This is a genomic window from Micromonospora sp. CA-240977, from assembly GCF_050942285.1.
GTDB lineage: Bacteria > Actinomycetota > Actinomycetes > Mycobacteriales > Micromonosporaceae > Micromonospora.
This window is the reverse complement of record NZ_CP192055.1, coordinates 6,658,155-6,673,179: the sequence shown is the minus strand read 5'-3', so window position 1 is coordinate 6,673,179 and position 15,025 is coordinate 6,658,155. Positions and strand designations below refer to the sequence as shown.

The following is a 15,025-nucleotide window of genomic DNA, read 5'->3' as shown; positions in this document are numbered from 1 at the left end:
GCCCCCTGTCTGGAGGACCACCCCATGGGCCGTTATCTGTTGAGACGGCTGCTCCAACTCGTGCCGGTCTTCATCGGTACGACGTTCCTGATCTACTGGCTCGTCTGGGCCGTCCCCGGCGATCCGTTCGCCGGCAAGTGCGGTGAGCGCCGCTGCCCGGACCAGTACATCGCCTTCATGACCGAGAAGTACCACCTGGACCAGAACGTGGTTGTGCAGTACGGCAACTACATGAAGAACCTGCTCCAGGGTGACTTCGGTCAGACGTTCTCGCAGCGTGAGATCAGTGACATCATCGCGACGGCGTACCCCAACACGCTGAAGCTGGCGCTGGTGGCGCTCGTCATCGAGGCCGTGATCGGCCTCGGCGCCGGTGTGCTGACCGGTCTGCGGCGCAACGGCTTCCTGGACAACCTCGTCCTGGTCTCCACGCTCTTCCTGATCGCGCTGCCGGTCTTCGTTGTCGGCTTCGTGCTCCAGTGGCTGCTGGGCGTGCAGTGGCACATCGTCGAGCCGACCGTCTCCTCCGAGATGCGGATCTCCGAGCTGATCGTCCCGGGCTTCGTGCTCGGCAGCGCGTCGGTGGCGTACATCGCCCGGGTGGCGCGAACGAGCATCGCGGAGAACCGCCGTGCCGACTACGTGCGCACCGCCATCGCCAAGGGCCTGCCCATGCGGCGGGTCGTGGGCGTGCACCTGCTGCGCAACTCGCTGATCCCGGTGGTCACCCTGCTCGGCACCGACCTCGGCGCCCTGATGGGCGGTGCGATCGTCACCGAGGGGATCTTCGGCATCAACGGTATCGGCCGCGCGGTCTACCGCGCGATCGTCACCAAAGAGAGCGCTACCGTGGTAGGGATCGTGGTCGTCCTCGTGCTGGTCTATCTCGTGATGAACCTGCTGGTTGACCTGCTCTACGCCGCCCTGGACCCGAGGATCCGCTATGAGTGACCCGAGTACCGCATCGATCGTCAGCACCCCTGGCGCGCACCCGACCGACTCCGCCGCCCCCGCCACCGCGGGCCAGCCGCAGAGCAACGAGAAGCCCCGCGGCCTGCTCGGTGACGCCTGGCGCGACCTTCGACGTAAGCCGTTGTTCTGGATCTCGGCCACGCTGATCGTGATCTTCCTGTTGATGGCGGCCTTCCCGGCGCTGTTCGCTCCGGGCGACGCCGTCAACGGATCGCTGTCCCGCAGCCTCAACAAGCCGTCCGCCGATGGGTGGTTCGGCTACGACGTGCAGGGCCGAGACGTCTACGCCCGGGTCATCTACGGCGCGCGGGCGTCCGTCATCGTCGCTCTGCTCTCCGTGACCGGCACCCTGCTCCTCGGCGGAGCGATGGGCATCATCTCCGGCTACCGGGGTGGCTGGGTGGACGGTCTGCTGAGCCGGATCGCCGACGTCTTCTTCGGCCTGCCGTTCGTGCTCGGCGCGATCGTCATCCTGACCACGTTCAACGGCTCGGGCTCCGGCAACAGCAAGGCCGAGATCATGGGCCTGGTGATCGCTTCGCTGGTCGTGCTGAGCTGGCCGGTCGTGATGCGGTTGATGCGCTCCTCGGTGCTGTCCACCAAGGAGGCCGACTACATCGTCGCGGCCCGCGCGCTGGGTGCCGGCACCGGCCGGATCATCCTCAAGCACCTGCTGCCGAACTGCCTGGCCCCGCTGCTGGTCTACGGCACGATCATGGTCGGCTCGTTCATCGGCGCCGAGGCCACCCTGTCGTTCCTGGGCGTCGGCCTGAAGTCGCCGGTGGTGTCCTGGGGCATCATGATCAGCGACGGTAAGGATTTCATCCGGGTCGCGCCAGGGCTGGTCTTCTTCCCCGCCGCGTTCCTCGTCACCGCAGTGCTGAGCTTCGTGATGCTCGGTGAGGCGGTCCGCGAGGCCCTCGATCCGAAACTCCGCTAGGGGAGATCCAGTGTCCGACATTCTCGTGTCCGAGCAGTCCGCGCCGGGATCCGGCGGGTCCGGACGTCCCTCTGGTCGGCTGCTCGAGGTCGACGACCTGCGGGTGGAGTTCCGCACCCGGGACGGCGTCGCAAAGGTCATCAACGGGGTCACGTACCACGTCGACGCGGGGGAGACCCTCGCCGTGCTCGGCGAGTCCGGCTCCGGCAAGAGCGTCACCGCGCAGACGATCATGGGCATCCTCGACACGCCGCCCGGCTTCGTCACCGGCGGTCAGGTTCGCTTCCACGGCAAGGACATGCTCACCATGTCCGCCGAGGAGCGTCGCCGCATCCGCGGCGAGGGCATCGCGATGATCTTCCAGGACGCGCTCTCCGCGCTGAACCCCGTCTTCACCGTCGGGTTCCAGATCGCCGAGCAGTTCCGGGTCCGGCGGGGCATGGGCCGCGCCGAGGCCAAGAAGCGCGCTATCGACATGCTCGACCAGGTCAAGATCCCAAACGCCAAGGGCCGGTTCAACAACTACCCGCACCAGTTCTCCGGTGGTATGCGGCAGCGCGCGATGATCGCGATGTCGCTGGCGCTCGACCCGGAGGTGCTGATCGCGGACGAGCCGACCACCGCGCTCGACGTGACAGTGCAGGCGCAGATCATGGACCTGCTCGCCGAGCTCCAGCGCGAGCGGCAGATGGGCATGATCCTGATCACCCACGACCTCGGCGTGGTCGCCGACGTCGCGGACCGGATCGCTGTCATGTACGCGGGCCGGATCGTCGAGGAAGCCGACGTGTACGACCTGTACGCCAAGCCGGCGCACCCGTACACGTTGGGCCTCATCGACTCGATCCCGCGCCTGGACGAGAAGGGGCAGCAGCTCCGGACGATCAAGGGCCTCCCGCCGAACCTGATGAACATCCCGCCGGGCTGCCCGTTCAACCCGCGCTGCCCCATGGCTCAGCCGGTGTGCCGGGAGAAGGTCCCGCCGCTGCTGCAGGTGGGTCCCGCCCGGGCCAGCGCCTGCCACTTCGCCGAGGAGCTGGTGAACCGTGTCTGAGAACATCCTCGAGGTCCGTGACCTGGTCAAGCACTACCCCGTCACGCAGGGCGTGGTGTTCAAGAAGACCGTCGGTCAGGTCAAGGCGGTGGACGGCGTCTCGTTCGGTCTGCGTGCCGGTGAGACGCTCGGCGTGGTCGGCGAGTCCGGCTGCGGCAAGTCGACCCTCGCCCGGGTGCTGATGAACCTGGAGAAGCCGACCGCCGGCAGCGTGGTCTACAAGGGCCAGGACACCTCGAAGCTGTCCGGTGGGGCGCTGCGACGCCTCCGCCGGCAGATCCAGCTGGTCATGCAGGACCCGTACACCTCGCTCAACCCCCGGATGACCGTCGGCGACCTGCTCGGTGAGCCGTTCGAGATCCACCCGGAGGTGGCGCCGAAGGGCAGCCGCCGGGCCAAGGTCAGGGAACTGCTCGACGTGGTCGGGCTCAACCCGGAGCACATCAACAGGTACCCGCACCAGTTCTCCGGCGGTCAGCGCCAGCGCATCGGCATCGCCCGCGCGCTCGCGCTGCGGCCCGAGATCATCGTCTGCGACGAGCCGGTGTCGGCGCTTGACGTCTCCATCCAGGCTCAGGTGATGAACCTGCTGGAGCGGTTGCAGGGCGAGTTGGGGCTCTCGTACATCTTCATCGCGCACGACCTGTCAGTGGTCCGCCACCTGTCGGACCGGGTCGCGGTGATGTACCTCGGCAAGGTCGTCGAGATCGGCACCGAGGACGAGATCTACGAGCGGCCGACCCACCCGTACACCCAGGCTCTGCTCTCGGCGGTGCCGGTGCCGGACCCGACGCAGCGGAACAACAAGACGATCATCCGGCTCACGGGTGACGTGCCGTCGCCGATCAGCCCGCCCTCGGGCTGCCGGTTCCGGACCCGCTGCTGGAAGGCGCAGGACGTCTGCGCCGAGCAGGTCCCGCTGCTGGAGATCCGACAGGGCTCGGACCACCCGAGCGCCTGCCACTTCGCGGAGCGGCGCGAGATCGTCGCCACCCACGAGGTCTGAGTCACCCGAAACCGCCTGCCGACGTCATGACCGACGACGGCAGGCGGTTTCGTCTGTCGGTGACCCGACCGGGCCGGCCGCGTGCCGGCTCAGGCTCACCGCCAGCCGTCCGGCTCAGAGCGGACCGCGGCCCGCGCGGAGCAGCAGCAGGGCCAACTGGGTGCCGTCGGCGCCGAGCGCGGCCCGGAACCGCTCCAGGATCTTCCTCTCCCGGGAGAGCACCAGGCGCGTTCCGCCGGATGCCATCCGGGTCGCCCCGACCTCCTGGGACAACGCGGCCCGCTCCTGCCAGAGGGCGATCATCGCGTTGTCGATCTCGTCGATCCGTTCCCTGATCTCCACGATCCGCGCGGAGGCGGCTGGTTCCTCGGTGCCGGTCCGTGCCTCGACCGGCCCGGCGTTGTCGACCGCCGGCGTCGCGGACACCGCCGGCTCGGTCCCATTCGGCACGGGCTGCTCCGCCTTGGGCCGGATCGGGCCGCCGCTCTGCTCCATCACGTCTGTCATCATCGGGTACCTCTCGCACTGTGGTGCCCGGTGCCCGGAACCCGGGACGGAAAAAGCCCCGGACTCCAGGAGCCCGGGGCTTTTGCAGGTCTGAACCGATCAGGCGCGACCTACGGCAGCCGGACTCCCGGTGCCATAGTAAAAGCGGTAGCGCGCAGCGATCACGCTGACGAGTATGCCCACGTCTGCGCCGGCAGCGCAAGGATCCAACGGCCCTTCGTTGCGCCTCGCCGCAGCGGGCGGGGGAGTGTCCGACCGGCGGCATAGACTTGTCGGGCGATGCATCCTCTCTTCGACATTCCCGCGTCCCCGCCTGCGCCGGAGTCCGCGCCGGCCCGCCCGCACCGACCCGGGCCGGCCCCCGCGCGCCTCGATCCGCAGCAGTTGCTCGCCGGGCTGAACGGGCCACAGCGCGACGCCGTCAGCCACTCCGGCTCGCCGCTGCTGATCGTGGCCGGCGCCGGGTCCGGCAAGACCCGGGTGCTCACGCACCGGATCGCCTACCTGCTCGCCGCACGGGACGTCCATCCCGGGGAGATCATCGCGATCACCTTCACCAACAAGGCGGCCGGCGAGATGAAGGAGCGCGTCGCCGCGTTGGTAGGCCCCCGGGCCCGCCTGATGTGGGTGTCGACGTTCCACTCCGCGTGCGTCCGGATCCTGCGCGCCGAGCACGAGCACGCCGGCCTCAAGTCGACGTTCTCGATCTACGACGCGGACGACTCCCGCCGGCTGATGCAGCTCGTCACCCGCGAGCTCGATCTCGACCCGAAGCGCTACCCGGCGCGCGGGCTGGCCGCCCAGGTCTCCAACCTCAAGAACGAGCTTGTCGACCCGGAGCAGTTCGCGGCGCGGGCCACCGGGCCCAACGAGCGGGCGTTGGCCGAGGCGTACACGCTCTACCAGCGCCGGCTGCGTGAGGCGCACGCGCTGGACTTCGACGACCTGATCATGACGACGGTGCACCTGCTCCAGTCCCACCCGCACGTCGCCGAGAGCTACCGTCGGCGGTTCCGGCACGTGCTTGTGGACGAATACCAGGACACCAACCACGCCCAGTACGTGCTGATCAAGGAACTGGTGTCCGGCACCGACGGGTTGGAGCCCGCCGAGCTGTGCGTGGTCGGCGACGCCGACCAGTCGATCTACGCGTTCCGGGGTGCGACGATCCGCAACATCCTGGAGTTCGAACGGGACTTCACAAACGCCCGGACGATCCTGCTGGAGCAGAACTACCGCTCCACCCAGACCATCCTCAACGCGGCCAACGCGGTGATCGACCGGAACACCTCCCGCAAGCCCAAGCGGCTGTGGAGCGAGGCCGGCGCCGGTGAGCGGATCGTCGGTTACGTGGCCGACACCGAGCACGCCGAGGCCGACTGGGCGGCCCGGGAGATCGACCGGCTGGTCGACGCCGACGAGACCCGACCCGGTGACGTCGCGGTCTTCTACCGCACCAACGCCCAGTCCCGGGTGTTCGAAGAGGTGTTCATCCGCGTCGGCCTGCCCTACAAGGTGGTCGGTGGGGTGCGCTTCTACGAGCGCAAGGAGGTCCGCGACGCGCTGGCGTACCTGCGTTCGGTGGTCAACGACGACGACACGGTGAGCCTGCGGCGGGTCCTCAACACCCCCCGCCGGGGCATCGGCGACCGCGCCGAGGCGTGCGTCGAGGCGCTCTCCAGCCGGGACCGGATCTCGTTCGGCGCGGCGCTGCGGCGGGCCCGGGAGGCGCCGGGCATCTCCAGCCGGGCGGCAAACGGCATCGCCGACTTCGTGGCCCTGCTCGACGGGGCCCGGGAGCTGTCCGAGACCGGCACCCCGGAGGAGGTGCTGGAGGCGCTGCTGACCCGCTCGGGCTACCTCACCGAGCTGGAGGAGAGCCTGGACCCGCAGGACGCCGGTCGGGTGGACAACCTCCAGGAGCTGGTAAGCGTCGCCCGGGAGTACACCGAGCGGATCGAGGCGCTGGGCGAGGAGGGGGAGCGGGCCACCCTTGCCGGTTTCCTGGAGCAGGTGGCGCTCGTCGCCGACGCCGACCAGATCCCCTCCGACGACCCCGACCACCAGGGCGTGGTCACCCTGATGACGTTGCACACCGCCAAGGGGCTGGAGTTCCCGGTGGTGTTCCTGACCGGGCTGGAGGACGGCGTCTTCCCGCACCTGCGGTCGCTGGGCGACACCCGCGAGCTGGAGGAGGAGCGCCGGCTGGCGTACGTCGGCATCACCCGCGCCCGACAGCGGCTCTACCTCTCCCGGGCGGTGACCCGCTCGGCCTGGGGGCAGCCGTCCTACAACCCGCCGTCGCGGTTCCTGGAGGAGCTGCCGACCGAGTTGGTGCACTGGGAGCGCACCGAGGGGTCGTACACCTCGTGGGCTGGCGGGGGCGGCGGCGTCGGTGGCCGTGCGGACCGCGCGCCCGGCGCGCGTGGCACCTTCACCGGCGGCACGCCGAAGGCGGCCCAGTTGGCGCAGCGGCTCGGTGTGGACGCCAGCCGGCTTACCACGGCCAGCGAGCTGCCGCAGGGGCCGAAGGTGGCTGCCGGCGACCGGGTCAACCACCAGCGGTACGGGCTGGGGCGGGTGCTCGCCGTCGAGGGGCACGGCCCGGGCGCCCGTGCGCAGATCGACTTCGGCGACCAGACCATGTGGCTGGTGCTACGGCACGCCCCGGTCGACAAACTCTGACCGGCCCGGAATGACGGAAGGAGTGGCCTCCGGCGGGACGGAGGCCACTCCTGTCCGGATGTCGCGGTGGCTCAGCAGCCCAGGTCCACGCCGTGCGCCCGCATGAACGGAGCCGGGTCGATCTGGTTCCACATGCCCTGGTGCACCTCGAAGTGCAGGTGTGGGCCGGTGGCGTCGCCGGTCGCGCCCTCGTAGCCGATGATCTGGCCGGCCTTGACCGCCTGCCCCACGGTGACCGCGATGCGGCTCTGGTGGGCGTAGTGGGTCAGGTACCCGGTGCCGTGGTCGATGAAGACGGAGTTGCCGTACCCGTCGGCGGCGTCACCGGCCTGGGTCACGGTGCCGGCGGCCGCGGCGCGGATCGGCGTACCGGAGGGCAGCGCCAGGTCGATGCCGGCGTGCAGGGTTCCCCAGCGCTGCCCGTAGCAGGAGGTGACAGCTGCTCCCGGCATCGGGTCGACCCAGGCGGGCGTGGGCTTTGTGGTCTTCTTCGGCTTGGGCTTGGCCTTCGCGGCGGCCGTCTGCGTGGGCGCCGGGCTGGCGCTTGTCGCGGACGGGCTCGGGGTGGGGCTGACCGAGGGGGTGACCGGCGTGCTCGACTCGCGAGCGGAGCGGTCGGCCCGGCTGGCGGCCTCGTCGCGGGACTGCGCGTCGAGGGAGACGGCGGCGGGCGCCGGCTGGTCGGTGCCGGCGGTGGCGACGACGACGCCGCCGAGGCCGAGGGCGACCAGAGCGGCAGCGCCGAGCACGATGAGGCGGTTGCGCCGGTGGGGGTGCCGCTGCTGTTCGGTCGGGGCGGTGTCGGGGGTGTTCTCGTTCTGGACGGGGCTGTCTTCCTGCACGGCGGACCTTCACAGTCGAGGGGCACTTGACCTCGAAATACTGGTGTCAGGCCGAGCCGGGGGCGGTACGGGGACCGGGTGGCGGTCGATGGCTGGCGGCTCGCATGGCCGGTTATGACCCGCTCTGCGGCGCTACGACCGGAAAAGTGATCATGCGATACGGTGTCGCCGCTCACAATCTCGACTGTGACCTGGCAGACATGAGCCAACGAAAAACCGCCCGGATCGACAGATCCGGGCGGTCAACGGTCGGTACGCAGCGTCAGGAACCGGCTACCTCGCTGTAGATTGCCTCGACTTGCAGCTTGATGTCCACTCCGCGGTCCTGGAGGAACGGCACCGGGTCGATCGGCTTGCCCTTGACATGGATCTCAAGGTGCAGGTGGGTGCCGTAGGCGTGGCCGGTCTGGCCGACCAGGCCGAGCTGGTCGCCCGCCTTGATCTGCTGGCCTTCCTTGACGCTCACCGCGGAGGAGTGGCCGTAGATGGCCTCGCTGCCGTCGGCGTGCTGGACGATCACGGCGTTGCCGTACCCACCGAACCAGCCGGCCTTGGTGACCAGGCCGTCGTGGATCGCCACATAGGGCGTGCCCTCGCCGGCGACCAGGTCCACGCCGGTGTGCATCTTGCCCCAGCGCATCCCGTAGGGGGAGTTGAAGTCGTAGCCCTGGAGTGGCAGCAGCCACACCTCGGGCTCGGCGCTGTCCTTGCTGCGGCTGTCCCGGGAGGCACGGTCGGCGTTGTCCGCACGGGCCGCCACGTCCTGGCTGGTGACCGACGCCTGCTTGAGCTCGTCGAGCACCGTCGGGCTGACGTCCTTGGCGTCCGGCAGGGCGCTGGCGCCGAGCGCAACGATGCCGGCCCCGACGAAAGCGGTGGTGACGACAGCGGCGTAACGGCTACGCGGTGGGGTGGGAACGCGGCGACGACCGCGATATCGATCGGGCTCAGACGACAGGCGCTGGCGCACGCACACCCTCCGTTGTCGGGGTTCCGAAGCGGCCGGTGGACGTTCAGTGAGGCTCCAGTGAACGTCCGCTGACCGCGTCGTCACCCGTCCATGGACCTGATGACAACCGTGGACACGTTAGCCAACCACCAGGCGAGTCACAAGCTAGACCGCGAAATTGGCGTGTCGATCTGTCCGTTTGCGTCCATTATTGTCACGCATCGTGACGCCAAACGGTGCCCCTGTTGCTGCCCGTTCGTCGCCGAGCGTGACCGATCCGGCGGAGTCGTCCGGCTTGACTGCGGGCGGCGCCGGGCCACGCTGTGGCGGTGCGGATCGCCTCGGTGGGCCTCTCCCGACTGGCAGTGGTCCCGCCGGGCGGTGGAGCCCGGATTTTTCGGGCCGGGTCCGCCGGGTTACCGTTCGTTCAGGTGAAGGCCGTGAAGCCGGTGAAAGGTGTGCGCTGATGAGCTCTCGTATTCGGGTCGTCGTCGCCAAGCCCGGTCTGGACGGCCACGACCGGGGGGCGAAGGTCGTCGCGCGCGCACTGCGGGACGCGGGGATGGAGGTCGTCTACACCGGCCTGCACCAGACCCCCGAGCAGATCGTGGAGATCGCCATCCAGGAGGACGCCGACGCGGTCGGCCTGTCCGTCCTCTCCGGCGCGCACATGACGCTCTTCCGGCGGGTGCTGGAACTGCTCGGTGAGCGGGATGCCCGCGACATCGTCGTGTTCGGTGGCGGCATCATTCCGAACGGCGACATTCCCGAGCTGGAAAGGCTGGGCGTCGCGAAGATCTTCACGCCGGGCGCCACCACTCAGGCGATCGTCGAGTGGGTCCGACAGAACGTCGCGCAGCCGGTTTCCTGAGGCTCGTGGTGTCGGTCCCCTCGGGACCGGATCTGGGCACGGGGGAGGGGCCGGACGCACCCCTCACACGTCCGGCCCCTCTATGCACGATGCCCCGCCGCCACCCCTCGACCGACAGGGCATCGGCCGTCTCCCGTCATCGCGCTTTTCAGCGCTCCGACATCTGACTCAACGACGCCCCCACTGCCGGGTTACGCCACCAGGGCAACATCGCCCGGACGGTGGATGCGGCCCGAGTCATGGCCGGAACCGGCCGCTCCCGATGTCCGGTTGTGCATTACCGCACACCGTGCACCCGCTCGGTTGCCGGCGGTGCCGACCTCGCTAGGCTGCGGCCAATGGCCTGTTTCAACTGATGACAGGCGTCAAACTGTTTTTTGAACGCTGGTGGCGGCGCGACGGCGCGCCGCGGAGACGGGACGGGACGCGCAATCGTGGACCTGTACGAGTACCAGGGGCGGGACCTGTTCGAGCGGCACGGCTTGCCCGTGTTGGCCGGCGGCGTCGCCACTACCCCGGAAGAGGCCCGTGCGATCGCCGAACGCCTCGGCGGTCGCGTGGTCGTCAAGGCGCAGGTGAAGGTCGGCGGCCGAGGTAAGGCCGGCGGCGTCAAGCTCGCCGAGGGCGCCGAGGAGACGGTGGCCCGCGCCACCGACATCCTCGGCATGGACATCAAGGGCCACACCGTCCACAAGGTCATGATCACGGTGACCGCGGACGTGGCCGAGGAGTACTACTTCTCGTACCTGCTCGACCGAGCGAACCGCACCTTCCTCTGCATCGCCAGCGTGGCCGGTGGCATGGACATCGAGCAGGTCGCCGCCGACACCCCGGACAAGGTCGTGAAGGCCCCGATCGACGCCGTCAAGGGCGTGGACGAGGCCAAGGCCCGCGAGATCGTGACCGCCGCCGGCTTCCCGGCCGAGGTCGCCGACCAGGTCGTCGAGATCGCCGTCGGCCTGTGGCAGGCGTTCGTCGCTGAGGACGCCACCCTGGTCGAGGTCAACCCGCTCGCCAAGAACGGCGACGGCCGGATGCTGCTGCTCGATGCCAAGATCAGCCTGGACGAGAACGCCGCGTTCCGGCACCCGGACCACGAGGCGCTCGTCGACCAGGCCGCTGTGGACCCGCTGGAGCAGGCCGCCAAGGCCAAGGACCTCAACTACGTCAAGCTCGACGGCGAGGTCGGCATCATCGGCAACGGCGCGGGTCTGGTCATGTCGACCCTCGACGTCGTCGCGTACGCCGGGGAGCGGCACGGCAACGTCAAGCCGGCCAACTTCCTCGACATCGGCGGTGGCGCGAGCGCCGCGGTGATGGCGAACGGGCTGGAGATCGTGCTCTCCGACCCGGCCGTGAAGAGCGTCTTCGTCAACGTCTTCGGCGGCATCACCGCCTGCGACGAGGTCGCCAACGGCATCATCCAGGCGCTGGCCCTGCTGGAGCAGCGCGGCGAGCAGGTCACCAAGCCGCTCGTCGTCCGTCTCGACGGCAACAACGCCGAGGCCGGCCGGGCGATCCTGGACGGCGCGAACAACCCGCTCGTGCAGCGGGTGGACACCATGGACGGTGCGGCCGAGCGGGCCGCCGAGCTGGCAGCTGCGGGGGTCTGATCATGGCTATCTGGCTGACCAAGGACTCGAAGGTCATCGTTCAGGGGATGACCGGTTCCGAGGGTTCCAAGCACACCCGGCGGATGCTCGCCGCCGGCACCAACGTGGTGGGCGGCGTCAACCCGCGCAAGGCGGGCCAGACTGTCGACTTCGACGGCACCGAGCTGCCGGTCTTCGCGTCGGTAGCGGACGCGATGGCCGAGACCGGGGCCGACGTCACTGTCATCTTCGTGCCGCCGCAGTTCACCAAGGCCGCAGTGGTCGAGGCGATCGACGCCGCGATCGGCCTGGCCGTGGTGATCACCGAGGGCGTGCCGGTGCACGACACCGCCTCGTTCTGGGCGTACAACGTGTCGAAGGGTGAGCAGACCCGGATCATCGGGCCGAACTGCCCCGGCATCGCCTCGCCCGGCGCGTCCAACGCCGGCATCATCCCGGCCGACATCACCGGCTCCGGCCGGATCGGCCTGGTCAGCAAGAGCGGCACGCTGACCTACCAGATGATGTACGAGCTGCGCGACATCGGCTTCTCCACCTGCGTCGGCATCGGCGGCGACCCGATCATCGGGACCACCCACATCGACGCCCTGGCGGCGTTCGAGGCCGACCCGGAGACCGACGCCATCGTGATGATCGGCGAGATCGGTGGCGACGCCGAGGAGCGGGCCGCCGAGTTCATCAAGGCGAACGTCACCAAGCCGGTGGTCGGCTACATCGCCGGCTTCACCGCCCCTCCCGGCAAGACCATGGGTCACGCCGGGGCGATCATCTCCGGCTCGGCCGGCACCGCCGAGGCGAAGCAGGCGGCGCTGGAGGCGGTCGGGGTCAAGGTCGGCAAGACGCCGACCGAGACCGCGAACCTGATGCGGGAGATCATGTCCGGCAGCTGAGCCGGCCAGGCACCACCCGAAGGGGGTCGACCGGTGACGGTCGACCCCCTTCGGCGTACGCGCGTTCCTCGCTGGTCAGTCGTTGTTCCAGAACGGGTAGTTGCCGGTCGCGCGCAGGATCGCCCCGCCGATGATGTTGATCACGCCGAACACGATGGCGAGGTAACCCAGCAGCGGCGACTGCCCGTACCGGCGGGCGTCCCGAATGGACAGGTAGCCGAAGATGATGCCCAGGATGCCGCAGCAGATCAGCCCCAGCACGATTCCCAGCACGCCCCAGAGCGTGGTCCGATCCCGTCCCCGGGCCGGTGGGGGCGGGGGTGGCGGGTATGGCGTCGTCACAGCTACCTCCGGGCGGTCGTGGGCGGCGAGCCGGCCGGACCGCGACCGGCGGACCCGACCCGGGCGGGCGGCGACTCGCGCCCCCTGTGGCCGAGGCTAGACCGGACCGGGTCTCCGGGGCCCTGGTTCGGTCAACTCGTCGCCGTTTGGACGGGTTAACGGACTGCCACCGCCTTCGCGACGTGCCAGAGTAGAGCGGATGTCCCCCGTCACCCCTGACCGTCCCAGCCGTCGCGGCGGTGTGAGCGCCGACGACCGGCCGGTCGATCGTGCCGCACCGGCCCGACGGGTGCCCGCGCCCCGCGCGGGCGGGTCGCCACGCGGGCGTGCGCCGTTGCCCGTCGCCGCCGGGGTGGCCGCCTGCTGGGCCGCGCTCACGTCCTACCTGCCGGTTGCCCTCGTGCTCGGCCTGGTCCAGCTCGGCGCGGATTCCGGCACCCTCACCAACACGCTGCGCACCGCGCTGGCCGGCTGGCTGCTCGGGCACGGCGTGCCGCTGCACACCGCGTCCGGTCCGCTCGGGCTCGCCCCGCTCGCGCTGACAGTGCTCGCGCTGTGGCGGCTGACCCGGGCCGGCGTGCACGTCAGCCGCGCGATCGGCGCCCGCGACACCCGCTCGCCGCGTCGGGCCCTGCTCGCCGCGGGTGCGGTCGGCGTCGCGTACGCGCTGCTCGGCGCGCTCGCGGCGGTGCTGGTCGGCGCCGACGGACCGGACGTGTCAGTGATCCGGGCCGGAGCGACGTTCGCGGTGGTGGGCACCCTCGCCGCGCTGGTCGGGGCGACCCGCGTCACCGCCGTGACCCGGCTGCTCGTCACCCGGCTGCCGCGCCCGGTGCGCGACGGCGTGCGCACCGGCCTGGTGGCCGGGCTGCTGCTGCTCGGCGCGGGCGCCGGCGCGGCTGGCCTGGCGGTGGCCACCGGTGGCGGCGACGCGGCCGACATGATCGGCGCGTACCGGACCGGGGTCGCCGGGCAGGCCGGGATCACCCTGGTCAGCGCCGCGTACGCGCCGAACGCGGCGGTCTGGTCGGCCAGCTACCTGCTCGGGCCGGGCTTCGCGGTGGGCACCGACACCGCGGTCCGCACCAGCGAGGTGTCGGTCGGCGCGTTGCCGGCCGTGCCACTGCTCGCCGGCCTGCCGCGAGGTCCGGTGGACGGCTTCGGCGCTCTCCTTCTCGCGGTGCCGGTGCTGGCCGGAATGGTCGCCGGCTGGTTGCTCGCCCGCCGGGTGGCGCGACTCGCCGGGCCGGAGCGGGCCCCGCAGCGCTGGGCTGAGGTGCTGGTGCCGGCGGCGCTGGCCGGGCCGGTGGCCGGGGTGCTGCTCGGGGTGGCCGCCGCGGCGTCCGGCGGGCCGCTCGGTGCCGGTCGGCTGGCGCAGGTCGGGCCGGTGGGCTGGCAGGTCGGTGCGGTGGCGGCCGGCGTCATCGCGGTCGGCGCGCTGCTCGGCGCCGCGGCCACCCGAGTGCTCACCCGCGCCCCCGCCCAGTAGGCCGGGGCGCCCGGCCGCGTCCGTGGTGTGGGTGTGCGTGACCGCCGGACGCGGGGCGGGTGAACGAGCGCGGGGCGGGTGCGCGAGCGCGGGGCGCCCCGGACGAATCCGGAGCGCCCCGTCGACAGCGAGCCGGTCAGGACTGGCCGGGCAGCGTGACCTGTGCCACGACGAGCAGGATGATCAACAGGATGCCGAGCCCGACGCCGACCGCGCCGCAGATCAGGCCGGCCTTGGCCTGCCCGGCGTTGTTGGCCTGGCCCTGGGCGACCTTCTGCCGGGCGAGGTAACCGGTGACCACAGCCGCGATGCCGACCGGGATGCCCAGGTAGAAGCAGCAGAGCAGCGGGATCGACGCGATACCGAGGATCATCGACACCAGGCCGAGGGTGTTGTTCTGCCCCGCGGCCTGCGGGTATCCCGCGTTCGGGTACGTCGGGCCGCCGCCGTACTGGGGCTGCTGCTGGCCGTACGGGTCCTGGTACGGCTGCTGCTGGCCGTAGGGCTGCCCCGAGGTCGGCTGCTGGCCGTACGGCTGCCCCGAGGTCGGCTGCTGACCGTACGGCTGCCCCGAGGTGGGCTGCTGGCCGTACGGGGCCTGCGGCGCCGCGTACGGGTCCTGCTGGCCGTACGGCTGGCCGGGGGTCGGCTGCTGGCCGTACGGGGCGGCTGGCGGCTGGGGGGCGGTCGGGTCCTGGTTGGGCTGCTGGCCGTACGGGTCCTGACCGGGGTTACCGGGCTGCATTCGAAAAGCTCCTTGGACTGGTTCCGTCAGTTACTGCTGTGTGTTTCCATCCATGATCGCGGTCAGTTCCCCCGATGCCCAGTGCGGCAACCGGGGAACATCTTTCCCGAACCGCAGGAA

General features: G+C 70.5%; 14 protein-coding genes. 9 read left to right on the top strand and 5 right to left on the bottom strand.

Going from position 1 to position 15,025, the window contains the following annotated elements; translation table 11 throughout:
• Positions 1-24 precede the first annotated feature (24 nt).
• From ACQPWW_RS30280 to ACQPWW_RS30265, 4 genes are read left to right on the top strand one after another with little or no spacing between them, the layout of a single operon-like run.
• Positions 25-951, top strand: coding sequence for an ABC transporter permease (locus tag ACQPWW_RS30280; protein WP_433127248.1), 927 nt, complete (start codon positions 25-27; stop codon positions 949-951).
• The gene (locus tag ACQPWW_RS30275) at positions 944-1,912 is read left to right on the top strand and encodes an ABC transporter permease (protein ID WP_433127246.1); all 969 of its coding nucleotides are present in this window, start codon (positions 944-946) and stop codon (positions 1,910-1,912) included. Before ACQPWW_RS30280 ends, ACQPWW_RS30275 begins: the two co-directional genes overlap by 8 nt.
• A gap of 25 nt (positions 1,913-1,937) precedes the next feature.
• Entirely contained in the window at positions 1,938-2,966 is a 1,029-nt protein-coding gene (locus ACQPWW_RS30270) for an ABC transporter ATP-binding protein (RefSeq protein WP_433134674.1), read from the top strand.
• On the top strand, positions 2,959-3,972 hold the full coding sequence (locus ACQPWW_RS30265; RefSeq protein ID WP_357817353.1) for an ABC transporter ATP-binding protein: 1,014 nt from the start codon (positions 2,959-2,961) through the stop codon (positions 3,970-3,972). The genes ACQPWW_RS30270 and ACQPWW_RS30265 overlap by 8 nt, the downstream gene beginning before the upstream one ends.
• 114 nt (positions 3,973-4,086) lie before the next feature.
• Here ACQPWW_RS30265 and ACQPWW_RS30260 read toward each other — a convergent pair whose 3' ends face one another.
• Entirely contained in the window at positions 4,087-4,482 is a 396-nt protein-coding gene (locus ACQPWW_RS30260; RefSeq protein WP_433127245.1) for a chorismate mutase, read from the bottom strand.
• A gap of 276 nt (positions 4,483-4,758) precedes the next feature.
• Here ACQPWW_RS30260 and pcrA point away from each other — a divergent pair, with 276 nt between their 5' ends.
• Positions 4,759-7,164 carry a DNA helicase PcrA gene (pcrA, locus tag ACQPWW_RS30255; RefSeq protein WP_433127244.1) on the top strand — a complete coding sequence of 802 codons (2,406 nt, stop codon included), beginning with the start codon at positions 4,759-4,761 and terminating at the stop codon, positions 7,162-7,164.
• 71 nt (positions 7,165-7,235) lie between these two features.
• Here the strand turns inward: pcrA and ACQPWW_RS30250 are convergent, their stop codons facing one another.
• Both ACQPWW_RS30250 and ACQPWW_RS30245 read right to left on the bottom strand, forming a co-directional pair.
• Positions 7,236-8,006: a M23 family metallopeptidase gene (locus ACQPWW_RS30250; protein WP_433127242.1), complete on the bottom strand. Its 771-nt coding sequence runs from the start codon at positions 8,004-8,006 to the stop codon at positions 7,236-7,238.
• 262 nt (positions 8,007-8,268) lie between these two features.
• Positions 8,269-8,976 (bottom strand): M23 family metallopeptidase, encoded by a 708-nt coding sequence (locus tag ACQPWW_RS30245; RefSeq protein WP_355032458.1) that lies wholly within the window; start codon positions 8,974-8,976, stop codon positions 8,269-8,271.
• Positions 8,977-9,421: 445 nt separating this feature from the next.
• Between ACQPWW_RS30245 and ACQPWW_RS30240 the strand changes: the two genes are divergently transcribed.
• The 3 genes from ACQPWW_RS30240 to sucD all read left to right on the top strand — a co-directional run bounded on the left by ACQPWW_RS30240 (position 9,422) and on the right by sucD (position 12,329).
• On the top strand, positions 9,422-9,826 hold the full coding sequence (locus ACQPWW_RS30240) for a cobalamin B12-binding domain-containing protein (protein WP_433127240.1): 405 nt from the start codon (positions 9,422-9,424) through the stop codon (positions 9,824-9,826).
• Positions 9,827-10,260: 434 nt separating this feature from the next.
• Complete coding sequence (sucC, locus tag ACQPWW_RS30235; RefSeq protein ID WP_433127238.1) at positions 10,261-11,439, top strand: ADP-forming succinate--CoA ligase subunit beta; 1,179 nt, start codon at positions 10,261-10,263, stop codon at positions 11,437-11,439.
• 2 nt (positions 11,440-11,441) lie between these two features.
• Complete coding sequence (gene sucD / locus ACQPWW_RS30230) at positions 11,442-12,329, top strand: succinate--CoA ligase subunit alpha (protein ID WP_433127236.1); 888 nt, start codon at positions 11,442-11,444, stop codon at positions 12,327-12,329.
• 75 nt (positions 12,330-12,404) lie between these two features.
• Here sucD and ACQPWW_RS30225 read toward each other — a convergent pair whose 3' ends face one another.
• Positions 12,405-12,671 (bottom strand): DUF4190 domain-containing protein, encoded by a 267-nt coding sequence (locus tag ACQPWW_RS30225; protein ID WP_179780945.1) that lies wholly within the window; start codon positions 12,669-12,671, stop codon positions 12,405-12,407.
• A gap of 199 nt (positions 12,672-12,870) precedes the next feature.
• Here ACQPWW_RS30225 and ACQPWW_RS30220 point away from each other — a divergent pair, with 199 nt between their 5' ends.
• Positions 12,871-14,160, top strand: coding sequence for a cell division protein PerM (locus ACQPWW_RS30220; protein WP_433127234.1), 1,290 nt, complete (start codon positions 12,871-12,873; stop codon positions 14,158-14,160).
• 136 nt (positions 14,161-14,296) lie between these two features.
• On the opposite strand, the gene ACQPWW_RS30215 is transcribed toward ACQPWW_RS30220, so the two are convergent.
• The gene (locus ACQPWW_RS30215) at positions 14,297-14,905 is read right to left on the bottom strand and encodes a DUF4190 domain-containing protein (RefSeq protein ID WP_433127232.1); all 609 of its coding nucleotides are present in this window, start codon (positions 14,903-14,905) and stop codon (positions 14,297-14,299) included.
• Positions 14,906-15,025 lie beyond the last annotated feature (120 nt).